This is a genomic window from Pseudomonas sp. UBA5666, from assembly GCF_002420785.1.
Lineage (GTDB): Bacteria > Pseudomonadota > Gammaproteobacteria > Pseudomonadales > Pseudomonadaceae > Aquipseudomonas > Aquipseudomonas fulva.
In genome coordinates this window covers 1-17,509 of the sequence record NZ_DIIQ01000013.1, presented here as the reverse complement: position 1 = coordinate 17,509, position 17,509 = coordinate 1, and the positions used below count along the sequence as shown (strand labels likewise).

11 protein-coding genes are annotated in these 17,509 nt (G+C 61.0%); all 11 read left to right on the top strand.

What is annotated here, in order from left to right; genetic code table 11:
- Positions 1-8 precede the first annotated feature (8 nt).
- The gene (locus B2Y33_RS07390) at positions 9-1,073 is read left to right on the top strand and encodes an AI-2E family transporter (RefSeq protein WP_027914987.1); all 1,065 of its coding nucleotides are present in this window, start codon (positions 9-11) and stop codon (positions 1,071-1,073) included.
- Positions 1,074-1,243: 170 nt separating this feature from the next.
- Positions 1,244-5,713, top strand: a complete 4,470-nt coding sequence (locus B2Y33_RS07385) for an NEL-type E3 ubiquitin ligase domain-containing protein (protein ID WP_206405842.1) — start codon at positions 1,244-1,246, stop codon at positions 5,711-5,713.
- Between the two features lie 79 nt (positions 5,714-5,792).
- Positions 5,793-6,815: an AraC family transcriptional regulator gene (locus tag B2Y33_RS07380; protein ID WP_206405841.1), complete on the top strand. Its 1,023-nt coding sequence runs from the start codon at positions 5,793-5,795 to the stop codon at positions 6,813-6,815.
- A gap of 75 nt (positions 6,816-6,890) precedes the next feature.
- On the top strand, positions 6,891-11,372 hold the full coding sequence (locus B2Y33_RS07375; RefSeq protein WP_206405840.1) for an NEL-type E3 ubiquitin ligase domain-containing protein: 4,482 nt from the start codon (positions 6,891-6,893) through the stop codon (positions 11,370-11,372).
- A gap of 124 nt (positions 11,373-11,496) precedes the next feature.
- Positions 11,497-13,143: an AMP-binding protein gene (locus B2Y33_RS07370; protein ID WP_027914984.1), complete on the top strand. Its 1,647-nt coding sequence runs from the start codon at positions 11,497-11,499 to the stop codon at positions 13,141-13,143.
- A gap of 13 nt (positions 13,144-13,156) precedes the next feature.
- Positions 13,157-13,924, top strand: a complete 768-nt coding sequence (locus B2Y33_RS07365) for an SDR family NAD(P)-dependent oxidoreductase (protein WP_027914983.1) — start codon at positions 13,157-13,159, stop codon at positions 13,922-13,924.
- 11 nt (positions 13,925-13,935) lie between these two features.
- Positions 13,936-15,129 carry an acetyl-CoA C-acyltransferase gene (locus B2Y33_RS07360; RefSeq protein ID WP_028687300.1) on the top strand — a complete coding sequence of 398 codons (1,194 nt, stop codon included), beginning with the start codon at positions 13,936-13,938 and terminating at the stop codon, positions 15,127-15,129.
- Positions 15,130-15,137: 8 nt separating this feature from the next.
- Entirely contained in the window at positions 15,138-16,265 is a 1,128-nt protein-coding gene (locus tag B2Y33_RS07355) for an acyl-CoA dehydrogenase (protein WP_027914981.1), read from the top strand.
- A gap of 13 nt (positions 16,266-16,278) precedes the next feature.
- Positions 16,279-17,052 (top strand): enoyl-CoA hydratase, encoded by a 774-nt coding sequence (locus B2Y33_RS07350; protein ID WP_206405839.1) that lies wholly within the window; start codon positions 16,279-16,281, stop codon positions 17,050-17,052.
- A gap of 39 nt (positions 17,053-17,091) precedes the next feature.
- Positions 17,092-17,331 (top strand): hypothetical protein, encoded by a 240-nt coding sequence (locus B2Y33_RS07345; RefSeq protein ID WP_027914979.1) that lies wholly within the window; start codon positions 17,092-17,094, stop codon positions 17,329-17,331.
- A gap of 19 nt (positions 17,332-17,350) precedes the next feature.
- The gene (locus B2Y33_RS07340; RefSeq protein WP_288632811.1) at positions 17,351-17,479 is read left to right on the top strand and encodes a hypothetical protein; all 129 of its coding nucleotides are present in this window, start codon (positions 17,351-17,353) and stop codon (positions 17,477-17,479) included.
- The last annotated feature ends 30 nt before the right edge of the window (positions 17,480-17,509 follow it).

Here is a 17,509-nt window from a genome sequence, read left to right as displayed (position 1 = left end):
GACCGGAAATGAACGAAACTGCTTTGCAGAACAAGGCGCTGGCGGTGCTCCTGGCACTGGTCACCATTGCCTTCGTCTGGATCTTGCTGCCTTACTACGGCGCCATCTTCTGGGCGGTAATCCTTGGCATCCTGTTCGCGCCGTTGCAACGCAACCTGCTCATGCGCTTCGGGCGCCGACGCAATGTGGCCGCTGCCGTGACCACGCTCATCTGCTTACTGGTGGCGGTACTGCCGGTGATCATCATCAGCGGTCTGCTGGTGCAGGAGGGGGCAACGCTGTATCAACGCATCCAGAGCGGCCAGCTGGACATCGCAGGTTATGTCGAGCGGGGCAAGGACATGCTGCCAACGTTCGCCCAGAACGCGCTGGATAACCTGGGCATGGGCAACCTGGAAGCCTTGCGTGACAAGATCACCACCTGGGCCTCCCAAGGCAGCCAGGTTCTGGCTACCCAGGCTTTCAGCTTTGGCCAGGGCACATTCGACTTCGTGGTTGGCTTCGGCATCATGATGTACCTGCTGTTCTTCTTTCTGCGCGAGGGCGCCGAGGTCGTGCGCAAGGTGCGCATGGCCGTGCCGCTGCCTGAACACCAGAAGCGTCGCCTGCAGTTGAAGTTCAAACGTGTGGTGCGCGCCACGGTCAAGGGCAACGTGCTGGTGGCCATCACCCAAGGCGCGCTGGGCGGCTTGATTTTCTGGATCCTGGGGATCCCCAGCGCGCTGGTCTGGGCGGTGATGATGGCTTTCCTTTCGCTGCTGCCTGCCGTTGGCGCAGGCATCGTCTGGGGGCCGGTGGCGATCTACTTCCTGATGACCGGCGCAATCCTGCAAGGCGTGATCCTGACCGCATTCGGCGTGCTGGTGATCGGCCTCGTAGACAACGTGCTTAGGCCTATCCTGGTCGGCAAGGACACCCGCATGCCCGACTATTTGATCCTGGTATCGACTCTGGGCGGCCTGTCGGTGTTCGGCCTCAACGGTTTCGTCATCGGCCCGCTGATCGCCGCGCTGTTCATCTCCAGTTGGGCGATCTTTGCTTCGAGCAAGCCTCAGGTGCAGCTACCGCGATAACCGCCAACCAGGTACTGGCTTTGGAGGTAAAGGGGTTGGCTGCCAGGTCTGCCCCTTGGCATCCTGCCTCGCAGAAGGGCAATGCGGCTGTGTGAGGTGATCGAGTTCCCTCTGTATTGATTCGCAAGGTTCGGTAAAGGTGCGCGGCAACCCTTAACCTGGAGCCTAGCATGGCCGTCCTCACTACGCCTTCGAACCATACCGACAGATTCATCGCACAGCACATGCCTGAGTGGCTGCGTGCCGCTTCTTTAGGGCAGATACAAGCCCTGCGCATGCACGCTGAAGAAAACCGCCGTATCGAGCAGCGCCTGGCGTCACTGTTCAAAGGCATGGTCTCGCCGAAGTGGTACGCAGAGCAGATGCTGACTGCCACGATAGAGCAGAAGCTGGGCGTGCAGGTGGATCTGACGCATGCGCTCTGGCGAGAGCGCTGGGACAGCTATAGCGTGCTTGGGGGCGAGACGCTACGTCATCACTACACGTTTCACCCTGTCATGGCTCACCTGATGCAGAATTTTCCCTCCGGATCGAGCTTCGACGCCCGCAGCGGCATCATCTCCGGGGCTCATGGCATGTCTTTGACCGCGCCACTGCTGGTGAACAGTGCGAGCCTGGCCACTGCCTGCCGCTTGGTGGACACGGGCAAGCGCTATCAGGACTACCTCAAAAGCTTCTTTGACGACGCCGCCTGCACGCTGCTCGCCCAGGGCCAGCGCGCGCGCCTTGCGTTGGCCATTGACGTTGCCGGGCTGCGAGGCGACATCAGCGAAGTAGATGCCGCTGCCCTGGGGCAAACCTTTGACAAGGTGGTGGCGCCTGATCCGAAGCAACTGGCAGTCGTGGTCAAGCACCTTCATGTGCTCGGACATGCACTGATCGGGGCGCTGGTGATCGAACTGTCCGACGGCGGGGCCAGCGGCCTGGCCAGTCCGGGTGCAGGGGTGGTGCTCTACCTGCCCCATGGGCCTTTGAAGAAGTTTGACGATCTGGACAGTTTGAAGGCCCACATGGTGAACCTGTTCAAAACGCCAGCGCATGCCTTCGATCTATTGAGGCTAGTGGCGGCCGATGCCCGGGCAGCGTTTCAGACAGTGCTGAAAAAGCGTCTGAGTGATGCAGCCCCTGATCTTGAAGTGACCGGCAAAACCGCCGGCGCATCGCTGTTTGCCGAGCTGGCTGGGCTGCAAGTGGCCCGCATCAAAGCGGACGCCCTGTTTCTTCTGGTGCCTGTCGAAGAGGTAGATAGGCTGCAAAGGCTTCAACGGCTGCAGACGCTTGAACAGGTGGGAATGAACCTGGCACAGATGGCAGCGTTGTTCGTCCCGGAGCTGGGCGCGATGATGTTGGCCGCGACCGTAGTCGACGTGCTGGGTGAAATTGGCGTAGCGGTATATGACTGGTCGCGGGGCCATCAGCACGAAGCGTTGGAGCATGTACTGGGTGTGGCCGAAACGGTTGCAGTTACCGCACTGACGGCGGCAGGTGGCGCGGCGGTTGCACGCGGCTTCATGCGCAGCGCCTTCGTTGACGAGATGGTGCCAGTCGAACTGGATAATGCATCGCCTCGGCTGTGGGCTGAAGACTTGAGGCGCTATCGAGCAGTTGGCGTGCCTCACAATGCCGTACGAGGCCAGAATGGTCTGTTCCAGCACGGCGACAGGCACTGGTGGGTTCATGAAGGCGCTTATTACGCCGTCAGCAGAAAGACTGCGTCATCCCCCTGGCGCCTAGTGCGCAACGATGGCAAGACGGGCTTCGGGCCGGCGTTGGACTGGAACGGTGAGCATGGCTGGCGGCTGAACTGGCAGCGACCGCAATTGTGGAGTGGCGAGCGAGCCTTGTTGAGTCATCTCTGGCCCGTGACTGGCGACCTGGATTCGGGACGTGTGACTCAGATACTCAAGGTCGCCGACGTGGACCAGGCTCAGTTGCGCCGGGCGGTCGCTGAGCAGAGGGCGTTGCCGGTACGTCTGCGCGACACATTGGAACGGTTTGAAGCCGATAAGCGCATCGAAGACTTCTTCGCCACATTCGCGAGCCACCAGGGCAAGAACGATCCCTCTCTGTTGCAATGGTGCCTCGATCAGCTGACCGAGCAACAGCGCGCACCCGCCTCCGTATCTGCGTCGATCCTCGCGCAGGCGCCTCGCTTGCGTGAGGGCCTGATGAGCCACTTGACGCGCAGGCTTGCCATGAGTCCCGAAGCGGCGGCAATCCAACGTGATTTTCCAGGGTTACCCGATGCTTACGCTGAAGGGGTAATAGCCAATGGCACTGCCGAGCAGTGTGAGCGATTGCTCGCGCAGGGCCGTCTTGATCTGGGGCTTGCCGAGAAGGCGCGCCTGGCATTACAGGAGGCCCGCGCCTGTCGCGCATTACAGGGCCTGTACCTTGAAAATGCCTATCACCCTGACCTGGCGTCGCTGGTCTTCGGACTCTTGCGAAAAGAACCTGCATGGCCCATGGCCCACAATGTCCAGGTTCGCGAAGCGTCACCCACAGGGCGCGTATTGGCACAGCTGTACCCGGTGACGGATCCCGCCAGTGTGAAGGTGCTGGTGTGGGAGCATGGGCAGATGTCGGTCTATGAGGGGGGCAAACCCGTTCCACAAGACGTGCCTGGCGCCTGCGGTTTGCTTGAGAGGCTTTGGCAGCTTCTGCCTGAAGACCAGCGTAGTCGCTTGGGGTGGTCAACAACCGATGGTGTGAAAGCGCTGCGGGAAGGCTTGCAAGCGCGCATTCCGGCACAAAGAAGGGCTGTGCAGGAACTGATGGGCATGCAGGTGAGCCAGCCGACCTTTCGCCCACCCGCCCGCCTGCCTGATCATCGCTATGGCTACTTGCTAAGTGGTCGCGGCAGCGTCAACCACCTGGCCGAGCGGACGCTTCAGGATCGCGTGCGCAGCCTGTATCCAGGTTTCAGCGCACAACAACTCGAACTCTATCTTCAAGTGCTTGAGGAGCAGCCCGGTTCGCCTTTCACCCATTTGCTGGAGCTTGAGGGCCAATACTCGCGCCTGGACCTGACCCTTGAGCAATGGACTGCACTGCCTGCCGATGCGGCCAATGTAGCGCTGCGACGTAGAGTCAGCGACCAGCTAAGGCGCTGCTGGCGCTTTCAGGGGCACGCAGGTAGGCGGCAGACCAATGGGGACCCAGGTATGCTGCTATCGCTATCGGATATTGGTGCTGGCGAGCTGCCCGACTTGAGCGCGGTGGAGGGTTTCGGCCATGTCAGCGAGGTCGTGTTGGCCAACATGCGGCTGGGTGAAGTGCCCGAACGCTTTCTCAGGCCCTTTCATGGCATTACGACGCTGAACCTGGACAACAACGCCCTGACCCGGCTCCCCTCTGGGCTTTCGCAGTTGCGTGAGCTACAGGAGCTGACGATTTCGCGCAATAGCCTGCATCTGGACGATGCTGGTTTAGAAGTGCTTGCGGGCATGCCGAGGCTGAGTGTGCTTGACCTGAGCGACAACAGTATCGGCCATTTCACGATTGCCATGGACCGATTACCTCGCCTGCGTCAGCTGGGGCTTCGTAGAGTGGGGTTGACGCAAGTCCCGGTCCATCTGGAGCGAGCGGTTTCGCTGGAGTATGTAGACCTGCGTGACAACCATATCGGCGAGCTGCCCTTGCCCTTGCGGGCTCAGCGAAACCATTGGCGAAGCAGATTGGCATTGACGGGCAACCCTCTGCCTGCCCTTTACCGCGACTTGTGGATCGATGCCAGTCGCACCTCCGAAAGCGAGGTCAGTGCCGACGGTGACGCGTTTCATCTCAGCCGTTGGGTCGAGCGCTTGAGCCCAGCACAACAGGACGCTCGTACCGCCCAGTGGAACCGTCTGGTGGATGAGTCTGGCAGTGGCGATTTCTTCACGCTCATAGGTGAACTCACTGACACCAGTGATTTTCGTCTGGCCAGGGACGATCTGGAGGCCAGGGTCTGGGCAATGCTAGACAGAATCGAGAGTAACACCGCACTGCGCGAACAAACTTTTGCCTTGGCCAGTGAACCTCGTACGTGCGTGGACAGTGTCATATCCAGTTTCGGCTTGCTTGAGATCAGGTTACTGAGTGCGTCGGTCGAGGCGGCCGCTGGAGAACACGCAGAAGGCGAACTGTTGAGTCTGGCGCGACGTTTCTTCCGCCTGGACCAAGTGGAGGCCTACGCCCGCCAAGACATGAGTAGTCGCGAAACCCGTGGCGAGGAGGTGGATCAGATCGAAGTCAGCCTTGCCTACAGGGTGGGGCTGGCGCGGACGCTGGAGTTGCCAGGTCAGGCAACCACCATGCAGTTCGGGACGATTGCAGGGGTCACGGAAGAGCACCTGAACGCAGCCGAAGCAGCGGTTCGCGCAGCCGAGGCCAGCGATGATCTGGCCATGGACATCAGTGAGCGTGGCTTTTGGTTCGATCACCTGCAACGCCAGTACCGCTCAGCCTTTGACGTTCTATGCGAGCCGTTCGTGCAGCAGATGGAGGCGCTCTATGCAGGGCGTGAGAGTCTGACAGATGCCCAGTACGATACCCAGGCCAGGGCAATCGCCAAGGCGTGTGATGAGGCGGTAAAGGCCAAGGCGCTCGAACTCACACGCCAAGCACTGGCCCGGGAGGGTGAAGCCTTACCAGGGTGATTGGGCCTGTGGTGATCAAATGCTAGCCTTTTGGCGCTGTGGTCCTAAGATGGCTGCATTCGAGCAAACTGGGCCGTCAATGAGCGACAAGGACACTATCTCCATCGAACTGGTACGCGAGGCGTTGTTGCAGGCTTGTCATCAAGCAGGCGACGCGCCTCTGGTGCTGCGCAAGGCAGGCATCGAGCCGCATCTGCTCACGATGCCAGGTGCGCGCGTGCCGGCAACTGCTTACGCACGCCTCTGGCGCCTGCTGGCGCGGCGCTGCAACGATGAGTTCTTTGCCATGGACCCGCGCGGGCTACGCAGCGGCAGCCTGGCATTTCTCTGCCGTGCCAGCAGGGGACAACCGACGATCGGAGCAGGTATCGAAACCGCACTGGCTTTCCTGTCGTTGACCCTGGATCATCTACAGCCCCACTTGATTCGGCAGCAAAGCCTGGCCGAGATCGTCATCGTCGAGCCCTGTGATGAGCCTCGACGAGCATTCACTTACTTCACATTCTGGATGATCGTCCATGGTGTAGCGTGCTGGCTGGCAGGGCGTCGCATCCCGATCCTGGCCATCGAGTTGCGCTGCACCGAACCTGCGTTCTGCGATGACTACCGTGTCATGTTCTCGGAAAACCTGCAGTTCTCGCGCCCGCGCACCCGCATGATCCTGGCAGCCGACTGCTTCGATCAGCCCATCCGGCGCAGCGACGATGAGCTGCACCGTTTTCTGGCCCAGGCGCCGGCCAATATCCTGGTCAAGTATCGGGACCCTGACAGCCTCGCTCGACGCATTCGACGCGATCTGAGCGAGCGCGACCCAGCGTCGTGGCCCGATGCGAATGAACTTGCCCGCCAGTTATGCCTGTCGGCCTCCACGCTACGGCGCAGGTTGGCAGAGGAGGGGCATAGCTATCAGGCCCTCAAGGACAGCGTGCGGCGTCAATTGGCTATCAGCTGGCTGGCTCAAGAGCAGGTGGGGATGCTGGAAATTGCAGCGCGTCTGGGCTTCGCCGACAGCAGTTCGTTCTACAAGGCCTTCCGCAAGTGGTTTGGTTGCAATCCGGGTCACTATCGAACGTTGGCCCTGGGTGCAGGGAAGCTCGGTTAGGTGGGGTTTCCGTGTGCCAGTCGCTGAGCGCCCATCACACAGTCGAGGTTGAATCAGCATCGACAGGACTACACGATGACAGCTTCTCTCACGACCGCTCCCGGCCCGAATCCCTCCTCTGCAAAGGTCGCCAGCGCTACACATGACTTCATAGCCGCGCGCCTACCTGAGTGGCTCAAGCGGGGTTCTCCCGCTCAACTCAACCGGCTGCGTGATCGCTTCAAGGCCCACCAGGGCAGCCAGGAGCGTGTGCGCGCCTTTACTCGGCGGTTGATTCCACTGCAAAGCTTCGCTGAGCTGCATATGCAGAGGCTGGTTGCACACCTGCCGGGCAGTCCGGCCCTGGATGCGCTGCAGTGGCGGGAGATACGGCGCAATTTCAAGGTCCCGCATGGCATGGTCCTGCCTGTCGATGAGGTCATCGAGGTGAGAGAGCCTGCCGTCTTGCGCCTGATGCAGAATTTTAACGAGCAGGCCAGCTTCTATCTGGGCACCGGTTTGGTGAGTACAGGTGAAGACGCCCTGCTCACTGCGGGCACGGATGCACTGGTGCAAGCGTGCCGGGACCTGGATGCGGGCGGGCGTTACCAGAAGCTCTTGTCGCAGGTATTCACCGATGACACCTGCCAAGCGCTGATTGCAGACAAGCGAGCGGCGTTTGCGTTGGCCACCGAAGTGGCGGCGCTGCGCGGTGATTTAACGGCAAGACAGCAGATTGCGTTGGCGGGCTTGGCAAACGATGAGGTCTCTCACGCTGAGCTGGGTGCCTATCCGGGTATGCTGAGCATGCTGGGGCATACCCTGAGCGATGTCGTAGTCGTCCAGTTGCGCGATCGGCAAGGTGTGGATCGAGGGATCGTACTCTACAGACCCAGCGATCCGGGCCAGGCATTGCGCCATTTCACGTCCATTCAGGAAATGAACACCGTGCTCGCGGCCGCTCTGCAGAAGGAGGATTACCGGGCTTACTTCAGTCAGTTGGTGTCTGTGGAAGAGCGCGCACGCTTCCTCGATACATTGAGCAAGCGCTTGAGCGACGCCGTGTCTGACCTTTCCCTTGAAGGCGTCACGGGACCTGAGGATATCTTCTCCAGGCTGGTCGACCAACAGGTTCAGCGAATCAAAGACGACGCCCGTCTGCTGTTGGTACCCACCGCACAGGTGGACCGAGACGCCTCTGAAGCGCGACGCAAGCAGTGGCGCTCGTTGGGCTGGAATCTGGTCAACCTGGCCGGGCTTTTCATACCTGTGGTGGGCGCGATGCTGCTTGGGCAGTTGGTGGTGCAAACGCTATCGGAAGTCTTCGAGGGTGCAACTGATTGGTATCACGGTCATCAGCACGAGGCTCTGGAGCAGATGCTTGGCGTGGCCGAGACGCTGGCGGTGACTGCGGTTGTCGGCGCCGGAGCCAATATTCTGGCCAGAGGCTATGCGGCCACTGATTTCGTAGAAGGGCTGGAACCCGTGCGCGGGGTCGATGGGAAATCGCGGCTATGGGCCAACGACCTCAAGGTCTATGCCAGCTTGCCGGAGGACCCGCAATTGCACAGCGACGGTCTGTACAGGGACTGGGGGCGAGCCTTTTTCCGTAGTGGCAAACGTTATTTCCAGGCGCATCGCCCTGATCCAAATGAGCCATGGCGCTTGCGTCATGCTCGGCGTCCGGCAGGCTTTGGGCCGGTTCTGGAGCACTTCGGCGAGCGAAGCTGGCAGTTGAACGCTGGTCGAGCAGTGGAAATGGATCAGCCTGATCTCATGCTTGAACAGCTTTGGCCTCAGCCTAGATCGCTCACTCATCAGCAGGCCAGCAGGGTGATGCAGGCCGCCGGAATGGATGTCGCGGCACTTCGCGGGTTACTGGTGGAGGCGCGGGACATTCCAGCCAGTTTGTGTGACAGCCTGGAGCGTTTCGAAGCCAATGCGCGTGTCAGCAGGTTTTTTACCGCCCTTCAACACGGTGCGAGCCCGCGAGATGAAAGCGCGTTGGTGCAGTGGTGCCTGGAACAAACCGGTAGCGGTAGCCTTGTGCAGCTGCAGGAAAACCTACTTGAGCATGCAGATCGCTTACGTGGGCTAATGTTCCAGCACCTGTGCCAGGTGCCAGCGGTCGATGACCCGTTGTCGGCCGTCATCAGAACAGGCATGCCGGGTTTGCCCGAGCGTTACGTTCAAGCGTTGGCCGCGGACGTAGGGCGAACCGAGCGCGATCTTGCTCTGAGCATGGGAAAACTGCCGTTGCGTTGCCTACGCCAGGGTGCTTCGTTGCTGCGTGTTGCCAGGTTGACCCGGGCCATGTGCGGTGTGTACCTCCCTAACGCTTACTGCGATGAAGCGGGCGAACTCGCGTTGGCCCTGCTGCAGCGATTGGATGCATGGCCGGCCCGTCACATCGAACTCTGGACAGACGGCCCGGGTGCGCGCCGGATTGCGGCGGTAGGTAATCAGTTGCCGGGCGCCAATCTGGTCAAGATCGTTCACAAGGAGGGGCGTTTCCGGGCGATCGAAGAGCCAGAAGCAGGCTATGGAGCCGTGGTCGATGAGTCGAACGACTTCTACCAGACGCTGCTCGCATTGCTGGAGCCTTCCCAGCGTACTGCGCTTGATCTGGATGGCGATCACGCTGCCTCGACCTTGCGTGATCGCCTGATTGAGCAGTTGCCTGAAACGCACGCCGAAGTCGAGCAACTGCTGGGCTGGCCTCGACAAGATCGTTGGTTCAATCCAGGCCGTCGTATGCCCGACGGTCGCATAGGCTACCCACTCAGTGGTAGCCCGGCTCGACGACGTAACCCCGACAGCCTACTGCGAAGCCGTTTGCGCAACCTGTACCCTGGCCTGGACGACAGTGCGATCGACAACCGTTTGGCGCGTTTGCTTACAGGCCCTCATACTGCCTATGACGCCTTGCTGGAACTGGAAGAGGACCATGCTGACCTTGAAAGACACCTGAGCCGCTGGACAGGCTTTGAGTCCAATCCGGCCCGTCAGCGGGCTCGTCGACAGGTCGCCGATCAGATCCGCCGCGCCTGGCGACAGATGGGCGAACCTCTGGGCGATGAGACGGCTGGTCAACGGCTGAGCATTATCAACCTGAATGTCGGCAGTCTCCCCGAACTGCCTGCCCATATCGAGTTCGAGCTGACACGCTCATTGGTCATCCGTGATGTGCCGATCACGCATATGCCTACTGGGTTCCTTTCAAGCTTCACCCGCTTAAGAGAGCTGAACCTGAGCAGCACCGGCCTGCTCGGCGTGCCTACAGAAGTCGCCTACCTGGTCGATTTGCGCACCCTGCGCCTGGCACGCAACAACATTCGGCTGAACGATCAGGCCTTGAACGCATTGACCCGCCTGCCGCAGTTGACTCACCTGGATCTGAGCTACAACCCGCTGGGGGCATTCGAGATGCGCTATAACCAGTTGACGCGCCTTGTCGAATTGAACTTGCGTCGCTGCAGGTTGGGTGCGTGGCCCTCGGGGTTGGAGTTGTGCAGCACCTTGGAACGCGCCGACCTGCGTGACAACCTCTTGCACGTTGTGCCAGCGGAAATTGTACAGCTGCCACATGCCCGCCGAATGGGTTTCATGGTGGAGCGAAACCGGTTGAGCAGTGTCGAGATGCAGCGGCTGTTTGCCCTTGATTCGATCGCCGAGCATTTCCATCTTCCCGAGCCACGGCGCGTAATCGACCGGCAGGTGACCCGTGATCTATGGCTCGATGCAGGCGATCCGCATTTGCGCGTCAGCCGTCAGGCCCTTTGGTCACGCTTGGTGGCTGATCCGGGCAGCGATGGTCTGGTACGGTTGCTGGGGCTTCTCGGGGATACCGGCGACTACGACACTGCACCGTTCCAGCTGGCGGAGCGAGTGTGGGCATTACTCGAAGCAGTTGACGCAAACGAGCAGCTGCGCCAGAGAATCCATAGTCTGGCTCGCCTGCCGTTAACCTGCATGAACACCGTTGCTGATCGGTTCAGTGAGCTTCAAGTCAGAGCACTTATCGATAGGTCTGAGCACAACGTCGCGCCGGAGCGCGGTAATGAGCTATTGGGTATCGGGCAGCAACTGTTTCGTCTGGACCGGCTTGAGCAGGTCGCCAGGCGAGATGTGTTGCAGCGCCTCGCAGCGCTGGAGAGGGTGGATCAGGCTGCCGTCAGCCTGGCTTACCGTGTGAGGTTGCGGGCTCGCCTGAACCTGCCGTGTCAGCCCCATAGCATGCTCTACGCCGATGCTGCCGAGCTGACCAGCACTCAGCTTGAGAACGCCTACCGTGAGGTGATCGCAGCGATGACCCCTGATGCGCTGTCGATGAGCCTGTCCCAACGTGTGTTCTGGGCGAATTATATCCATGAGCGGCATACCGAGGTGTTCGAGGCGCTGCACGCTCAGTTCGCCGCACGTCGATCGGCATTGGCCTTGCGACAATCAACGTTGGATGCCATCGATTATCAGCTTCTGCTAGACAGCCTGGACACCGAACAAGCCACTCAGGACCAGTCGCTGGTGTTCGAACTGACTCGGCAGTTTCTTATAGGTCGCGAACGCGGATTGTCTTAACCGCCGTTGTGGCCAAACCGATCATTCACAATGAATGGTTTGGCCATTGTGGTTACCCCTGAGCGGCGCGAACATCGTCCTGACTTGACAGTGCACTCCAACAATAAAAAGCAGGAGTCTGACGATGCGTGATTACGCCGAGGCCGTTCGCTCGTTCCATTACCTTGGGGCCGCGCAGGCTGCCCTGCAGGGCGAACTGCAGGCCCTCAACGCCTGTGTCGAATGTTGTGATCGCCACACTGGCTTCGACAAGCTGGCCCTGAACTGGCTGGACAGCGAAGGCAACTGCGAACAGATGAGTTTCGACAACCTGCAGGCACTGGCCACCCGCTTTGCCAGTGTCTTGCGCGCCCACGGGGTGAGTGCGGGCGACCGTGTAGCGGGGCTGTTGCCGCGCACCCCGCAACTGTTGATCACCATTCTAGCCACCTGGCGTCTGGGTGCCGTTTATCAGCCGTTGTTCACCGCCTTCGGGCCTGCTGCCATCGAACATCGACTGCACCAGTCGCATGCCCGTGTCGTGGTGACTGACCGCAGCAACCGGATAAAGCTCGATGACGTCCACGGCTGCCCGCTCACGATAACGGTCGATGCCCGTGACGGCGAGCTGGACTTCCAGGAGTGCCTTGAAAACGCCTCGCCTGAATGTGAACCGGTCATGCTCACAGGTGACGATCCCTTCCTGCTGATGTTCACATCCGGAACCACCGGCCCTGCCAAACCCCTTGAGGTCCCGCTACGGGCCATCGTAGCGTTCCAAGGCTACATGCGTGATGCCATCGATCTGCGCCCAGAGGATAGGTTTTGGAACCTGGCGGACCCAGGCTGGGCCTACGGACTTTATTACGCAGTGACCGGGCCGCTTTCACTCGGGCAGGCGACCACCTTCTACAACGGCCCCTTTAGTGTCGACAGCTGCACGAAGGTCATTACCCAGCTGGGCATCAACAACCTGGCCGGCTCGCCAACGGCCTTTCGCCTGCTCATTGCAGCCGGTGATCAGTTCAGCACCCCAGTCAAAGGACGCCTGCGCGTGGTGAGCAGTGCAGGAGAGCCGTTGAACCCTGAAGTGATCCGCTGGTTCGCCGAGCATGCCGGGGTAACCATTCATGACCACTATGGGCAGACGGAGCTAGGCATGGTGCTGTGTAACCATCACGGCCTGGCCCACCCGGTGCACGTGGGATCTGCAGGTTTTGCCATACCGGGGCATCGCATTGTCGTACTCGATGAGCAGGGACGCGAACTGCCCGCCGGTCAGCCGGGTATCCTGGCGGTGGATCGCGAACGATCGCCCCTGTGCTGGTTCGCCGGTTACCACGGGTTGCCAACCAAGGCCTTCGTTGGCAAGTACTACCTGAGCGGCGACACCGTCGAACTGAACCCCGATGGCAGCATCAGCTTCGTCGGGCGCAGCGATGATGTAATCACCACGTCCGGGTATCGGGTTGGGCCCTTCGATGTGGAGAGCGCACTGATTGAGCACCCGGCCGTCATCGAAGCGGCAGTGGTCGGCAAGCCTGATCCTGAACGCACCGAGGTGATCAAGGCATTCGTGGTGCTGGCCACGGGTTACGGCCCTAGCGCCGAACTTGAAGAGCAATTGCGCCAGCATGTCCGCCAGCGCCTCTACGCTCATGCCTACCCCAGAGAAGTCGAGTTCGTCAGCGAGTTGCCCAAGACACCCAGCGGCAAGCTGCAACGCTTCATCCTGCGCAATCAGGAAGTAGCTCGACAACACGCGCAGCTCGCCACCACGGCCGGCGTTTGAGAGGAAACCGATCATGCAAATAGCCAACAAACACTTCATCGTCAGCGGCGCAGCCTCCGGTCTGGGCGCCGCTACCGCGCACATGCTGATCGAGGCAGGCGCTTCGGTCATGCTCGTGGACCTCAACGGCGACGCCGTGCAAGCCAAAGCCCACGAGCTGGGCGAGCGCGCGCGCTTCAGCGTGGCCGACATCAGTGACGAAGCCGCTGCGCAGGCGGCCGTATCGGCGGCACTGGCAGCGTTCGGTAGCCTGCACGGTCTGGTGAACTGCGCAGGCATCGTGGGCGCTGAAAAGGTAGTGGGGAAGCAAGGCCCGCACCGTCTGAGCAGTTTTGCCCACGTCATCAATGTCAACCTGGTGGGCAGCTTCAACCTGCTGAGGTTATGTGCCCAGGCCATGGCCGAGGGAGGGGCGGACGACGCAGGCGAGCGGGGCGTGATCATCAACACGGCCTCCGTCGCGGCCTACGACGGCCAGATCGGGCAATGTGCCTATGCAGCGTCCAAAGGGGCCATTGCCAGCATGACGTTGCCCGCCGCGCGCGAGCTGGCGCGTTACGGTATTCGTGTAATGACAATCGCGCCAGGCATTTTCGAAACGCCGATGATGGCCGGGATGACGCCCGAGGTTCGTGACTCGCTCGCAGCGGGTGTGCCTTTTCCTCCGCGGCTTGGGCGTCCAGAGGAATACGCGGCGCTGGCGCGCCACATCATCGAGAACAGCATGCTCAATGGTGAGGTCATCCGTCTGGACGGTGCCTTGCGCATGGCAGCCAAGTGAGGATTACACCCATGAACACCCGCGAAGATCCCATCGTCATCGTCAGTGCAGTCCGAACCCCGATGGGTGGATTACAAGGCGAGCTTAGCAGTCTCTCTGCCGTGCAGTTGGGCAGCGCGGCCATTGGCGCCGCGATTGAGCGCGCGGGCGTGGAGGCGCACAGCGTCGATCAGGTGCTGTTCGGCTGCGTGTTGCCGGCTGGCCTTGGCCAGGCGCCGGCGCGTCAGGCTGCACTGGGTGCTGGCCTGGGCAAGCACACCACCTGTACCACGCTCAACAAGATGTGTGGGTCCGGCATGCAGGCCGCCATGCTCGCCCATGACCTGCTGGCGGCAGGCACCGCCGACATGGTGGTCGCCGGCGGCATGGAGAGCATGAGCAACGCCCCCTATCTACTGGACAAGGCCCGCGGCGGTTACCGCATGGGCCATGGCAAGGTGATCGATCACATGTTCATGGATGGTCTTGAGGACGCCTATGACAAGGGTCGCTTGATGGGCACGTTTGCCGAGGACTGTGCCCAGGCCAATGGTTTCAGCCGTAAAGACCAGGACGATTTCGCCATCGCATCGCTTACCCGTGCCCAACAGGCCATCCTCAGTGGCCGCTTTGCGGATGAAATCGTGCCGGTAGAGGTGACGCAAGGCAAGCAACGCCGTCTGGTCAAAGACGATGAGCAGCCGCCCAAGGCACGCCTGGACAAGATCGCCCAATTGCGCCCGGCGTTTCGAGACGGCGGTACGGTAACGGCTGCCAACGCCAGCTCCATTTCCGATGGTGCGGCAGCGCTGGTGCTGATGCGTCGCTCCGAGGCGCACAAGCGAGGCCTGAAGCCGATGGCGATCATCCACGGCCATGCGGCCTTCGCCGATGCCCCGGCCCTGTTTCCGACCGCGCCTATTGGGGCCATCGACAAGCTGATCAAGCGTACGGGATGGGCGCTGAGCGATGTCGACCTGTTCGAAATCAACGAAGCGTTCGCGGTTGTGACCCTGGCAGCCATGAAGCATCTGGACCTGCCCTACGATAAGGTCAACATTCATGGCGGCGCTTGCGCCTTGGGCCACCCGATCGGCGCCTCAGGGGCGCGCATTCTGGTCACCCTGTTGCATGCCCTGCGCCAGAACAACCTGCGTCGCGGGGTGGCGGCCATCTGCATTGGCGGTGGTGAAGCCACGGCCATGGCTGTCGAATGCCTGGAGTGAGGTGAACCATGCTGGTCAACGAGGAACAACAACAAATCGCCGATGCTGTGCGCAGCTTTGCACAGGAACGGTTGAGACCGTTTGCCGAACAATGGGACAAGGACCATCGGTTTCCGCGCGAAGCCATCGAGGAAATGGCAGCGCTCGGCTTGTTCGGCATGCTCGTGCCTGAGCAGTGGGGCGGCAGCGACACCGGTTATGTGGCCTATGCCATGGCCTTGGAGGAGATCGCTGCCGGCGATGGTGCGTGCTCGACCATCATGAGCGTGCACAACTCGGTAGGGTGTGTGCCTATTCTGCGTTTTGGCTCGGAGCAGCAAAAGCGCGAGTACCTGACGCCGCTGGCAACCGGCGCCATGCTTGGGGCGTTCGCCCTGACAGAGCCTCAGGCAGGCTCCGATGCCAGCAGCCTGAAAACCCGTGCGCGCCGCGAGGGCGACGACTACGTGCTCAGTGGCAGCAAACAGTTCATCACCTCCGGCCAGAATGCCGGGGTGGTGATCGTGTTCGCCGTGACGGATCCGCAGGCAGGCAAGCGCGGCATCAGCGCGTTCATCGTGCCGACCGACGCACCGGGGTATCAGGTGGCCCGCGTCGAGGACAAGCTCGGCCAGCATGCGTCCGACACCTGTCAGATCGTGTTCGAGAACGTGCGCGTGCCTGTGGCCAACCGACTGGGTGAGGAGGGTGAAGGCTACAAGATTGCCTTGGCCAATCTCGAGGGCGGACGCATCGGCATCGCGGCGCAGTCCGTAGGCATGGCGCGCGCCGCGTTCGAAGTGGCCCGTGACTATGCCAAGGAGCGGCAGAGTTTCGGCAAACCGCTGATCGAGCATCAGGCCGTGGCTTTCCGGTTGGCGGACATGGCAACCCAGGTCGCCGTCGCCCGGCAGATGGTGTTGCACGCTGCCGCCTTGCGCGATGCGGGGCAGCCTGCGCTGATGGAAGCGTCCATGGCCAAGCTCTTTGCCTCGGAAATGGCCGAGAAGGTTTGCTCACATGCCTTGCAGACCCTGGGCGGTTATGGCTATCTGAGCGACTTCCCGCTGGAGCGCATCTATCGTGACGTGCGGGTTTGCCAGATTTACGAAGGCACCAGCGATATTCAGCGCATGGTCATTGCGCGCAATCTTTGAAGGAGCAGACCACATGGCATTCGAAACCATCCTGTTGGACATTCATGGCAAGGTTGGCCTGATCACGCTCAATCGCCCGCAGGCGCTCAACGCCTTGAACGCGCAGATCGTCAGCGAACTGAACCAGGCCTTGGATCAGCTTGAGCGCGACCCTGGCATTGGCTGCGTGGTGCTCACAGGTTCGGCGAAGGCGTTTGCAGCTGGCGCAGACATCAAGGAAATGGCTGAGCTCAAATACCCGCAAATCTACGTGGACGACCTGTTCAGCGATGCCGACCGCATTGCCAATCGGCGCAAGCCGATCATTGCCGCAGTGTCGGGGTTTGCGCTGGGCGGTGGTTGTGAACTGGCGATGATGTGCGACTTCATTCTGGCGGGTGACAATGCCAAGTTCGGTCAGCCGGAAATCAACCTGGGGGTGTTGCCGGGCATGGGTGGAACGCAGCGCTTGACCCGTGCGGTGGGTAAGGCCAAAGCCATGGAGTTGTGCCTGACCGGTCGCCTGATGGGTGCTGAGGAAGCGGAGCGCTCAGGGCTAGTGGCGCGTGTCGTGCAGCAGGACGAGCTGTTGCAGGAGGCGCTGAAAGTGGCCGCCACCATCGCTGCCAAATCCGTTCCGGTGAGCATGATGGTCAAGGAGAGCGTCAACCGCGCGTTCGAGGTCACGCTCAGCGAAGGTGTGCGGTTCGAGCGGCGAGTGTTTCATGCGGCGTTCTCGACCGCAGATCAGAAAGAGGGCATGGCCGCTTTCATTGCCAAGCGTGAAGCGCAGTTCAAGGATCGTTGACAGGGGGCGTTTTGCAGTGATTTGCACGGTGGTTCAAGGATGAAGAGGCGTCGCGCTCAGGGTGATGCCGGTGCGATAGTGTGGGTGGTCCTGTTTGTTGCTGCGCTTGGCCTGTGGGCGTCTCGCTACCCCAGCATGATCGAGCGCAGGGTTGAAGCGCGCAAGGCGCAGCAACAGGCGGTCCAGCCTGAGCGGCGGGTCTCCGAGACGACCGTTGAGATCATGTTGCCGGACGGGCGGCGTCTGCGGCAGCTGGAATCGGAGGCATTGACCAAATAGCCTAAGTGGTTTGCAATCCTTGATGCTGATGCTGATGCTGATGCTGATGCTGATGCTGATGCTGATGCTGATGCTGATGCTGATGCTGCCATTGCCATTGCCATTGCCATTGCCGTTGCCGTTGCTCTTGCTTCTAAGCGCGCGATAGTCCAGGCGCCACAGATCGCGACTTCAGGAG

What these genes read in the sequence shown, in the direction of transcription:
- B2Y33_RS07385 (WP_206405842.1), top strand. Translation starts at nt 1,244, where the DNA reads ATGGCCGTCCTCACTACGCCTTCGAACCATACCGACAGATTCATCGCA.
- B2Y33_RS07360 (WP_028687300.1), top strand. Translation starts at nt 13,936, where the DNA reads ATGAACACCCGCGAAGATCCCATCGTCATCGTCAGTGCAGTCCGAACC.
- B2Y33_RS07350 (WP_206405839.1), top strand. Translation starts at nt 16,279, where the DNA reads ATGGCATTCGAAACCATCCTGTTGGACATTCATGGCAAGGTTGGCCTG.
- B2Y33_RS07370 (WP_027914984.1), top strand. Translation starts at nt 11,497, where the DNA reads ATGCGTGATTACGCCGAGGCCGTTCGCTCGTTCCATTACCTTGGGGCC.
- B2Y33_RS07355 (WP_027914981.1), top strand. Translation starts at nt 15,138, where the DNA reads ATGCTGGTCAACGAGGAACAACAACAAATCGCCGATGCTGTGCGCAGC.
- B2Y33_RS07380 (WP_206405841.1), top strand. Translation starts at nt 5,793, where the DNA reads ATGAGCGACAAGGACACTATCTCCATCGAACTGGTACGCGAGGCGTTG.
- B2Y33_RS07365 (WP_027914983.1), top strand. Translation starts at nt 13,157, where the DNA reads ATGCAAATAGCCAACAAACACTTCATCGTCAGCGGCGCAGCCTCCGGT.
- B2Y33_RS07345 (WP_027914979.1), top strand. Translation starts at nt 17,092, where the DNA reads ATGAAGAGGCGTCGCGCTCAGGGTGATGCCGGTGCGATAGTGTGGGTG.
- B2Y33_RS07390 (WP_027914987.1), top strand. Translation starts at nt 9, where the DNA reads ATGAACGAAACTGCTTTGCAGAACAAGGCGCTGGCGGTGCTCCTGGCA.
- B2Y33_RS07375 (WP_206405840.1), top strand. Translation starts at nt 6,891, where the DNA reads ATGACAGCTTCTCTCACGACCGCTCCCGGCCCGAATCCCTCCTCTGCA.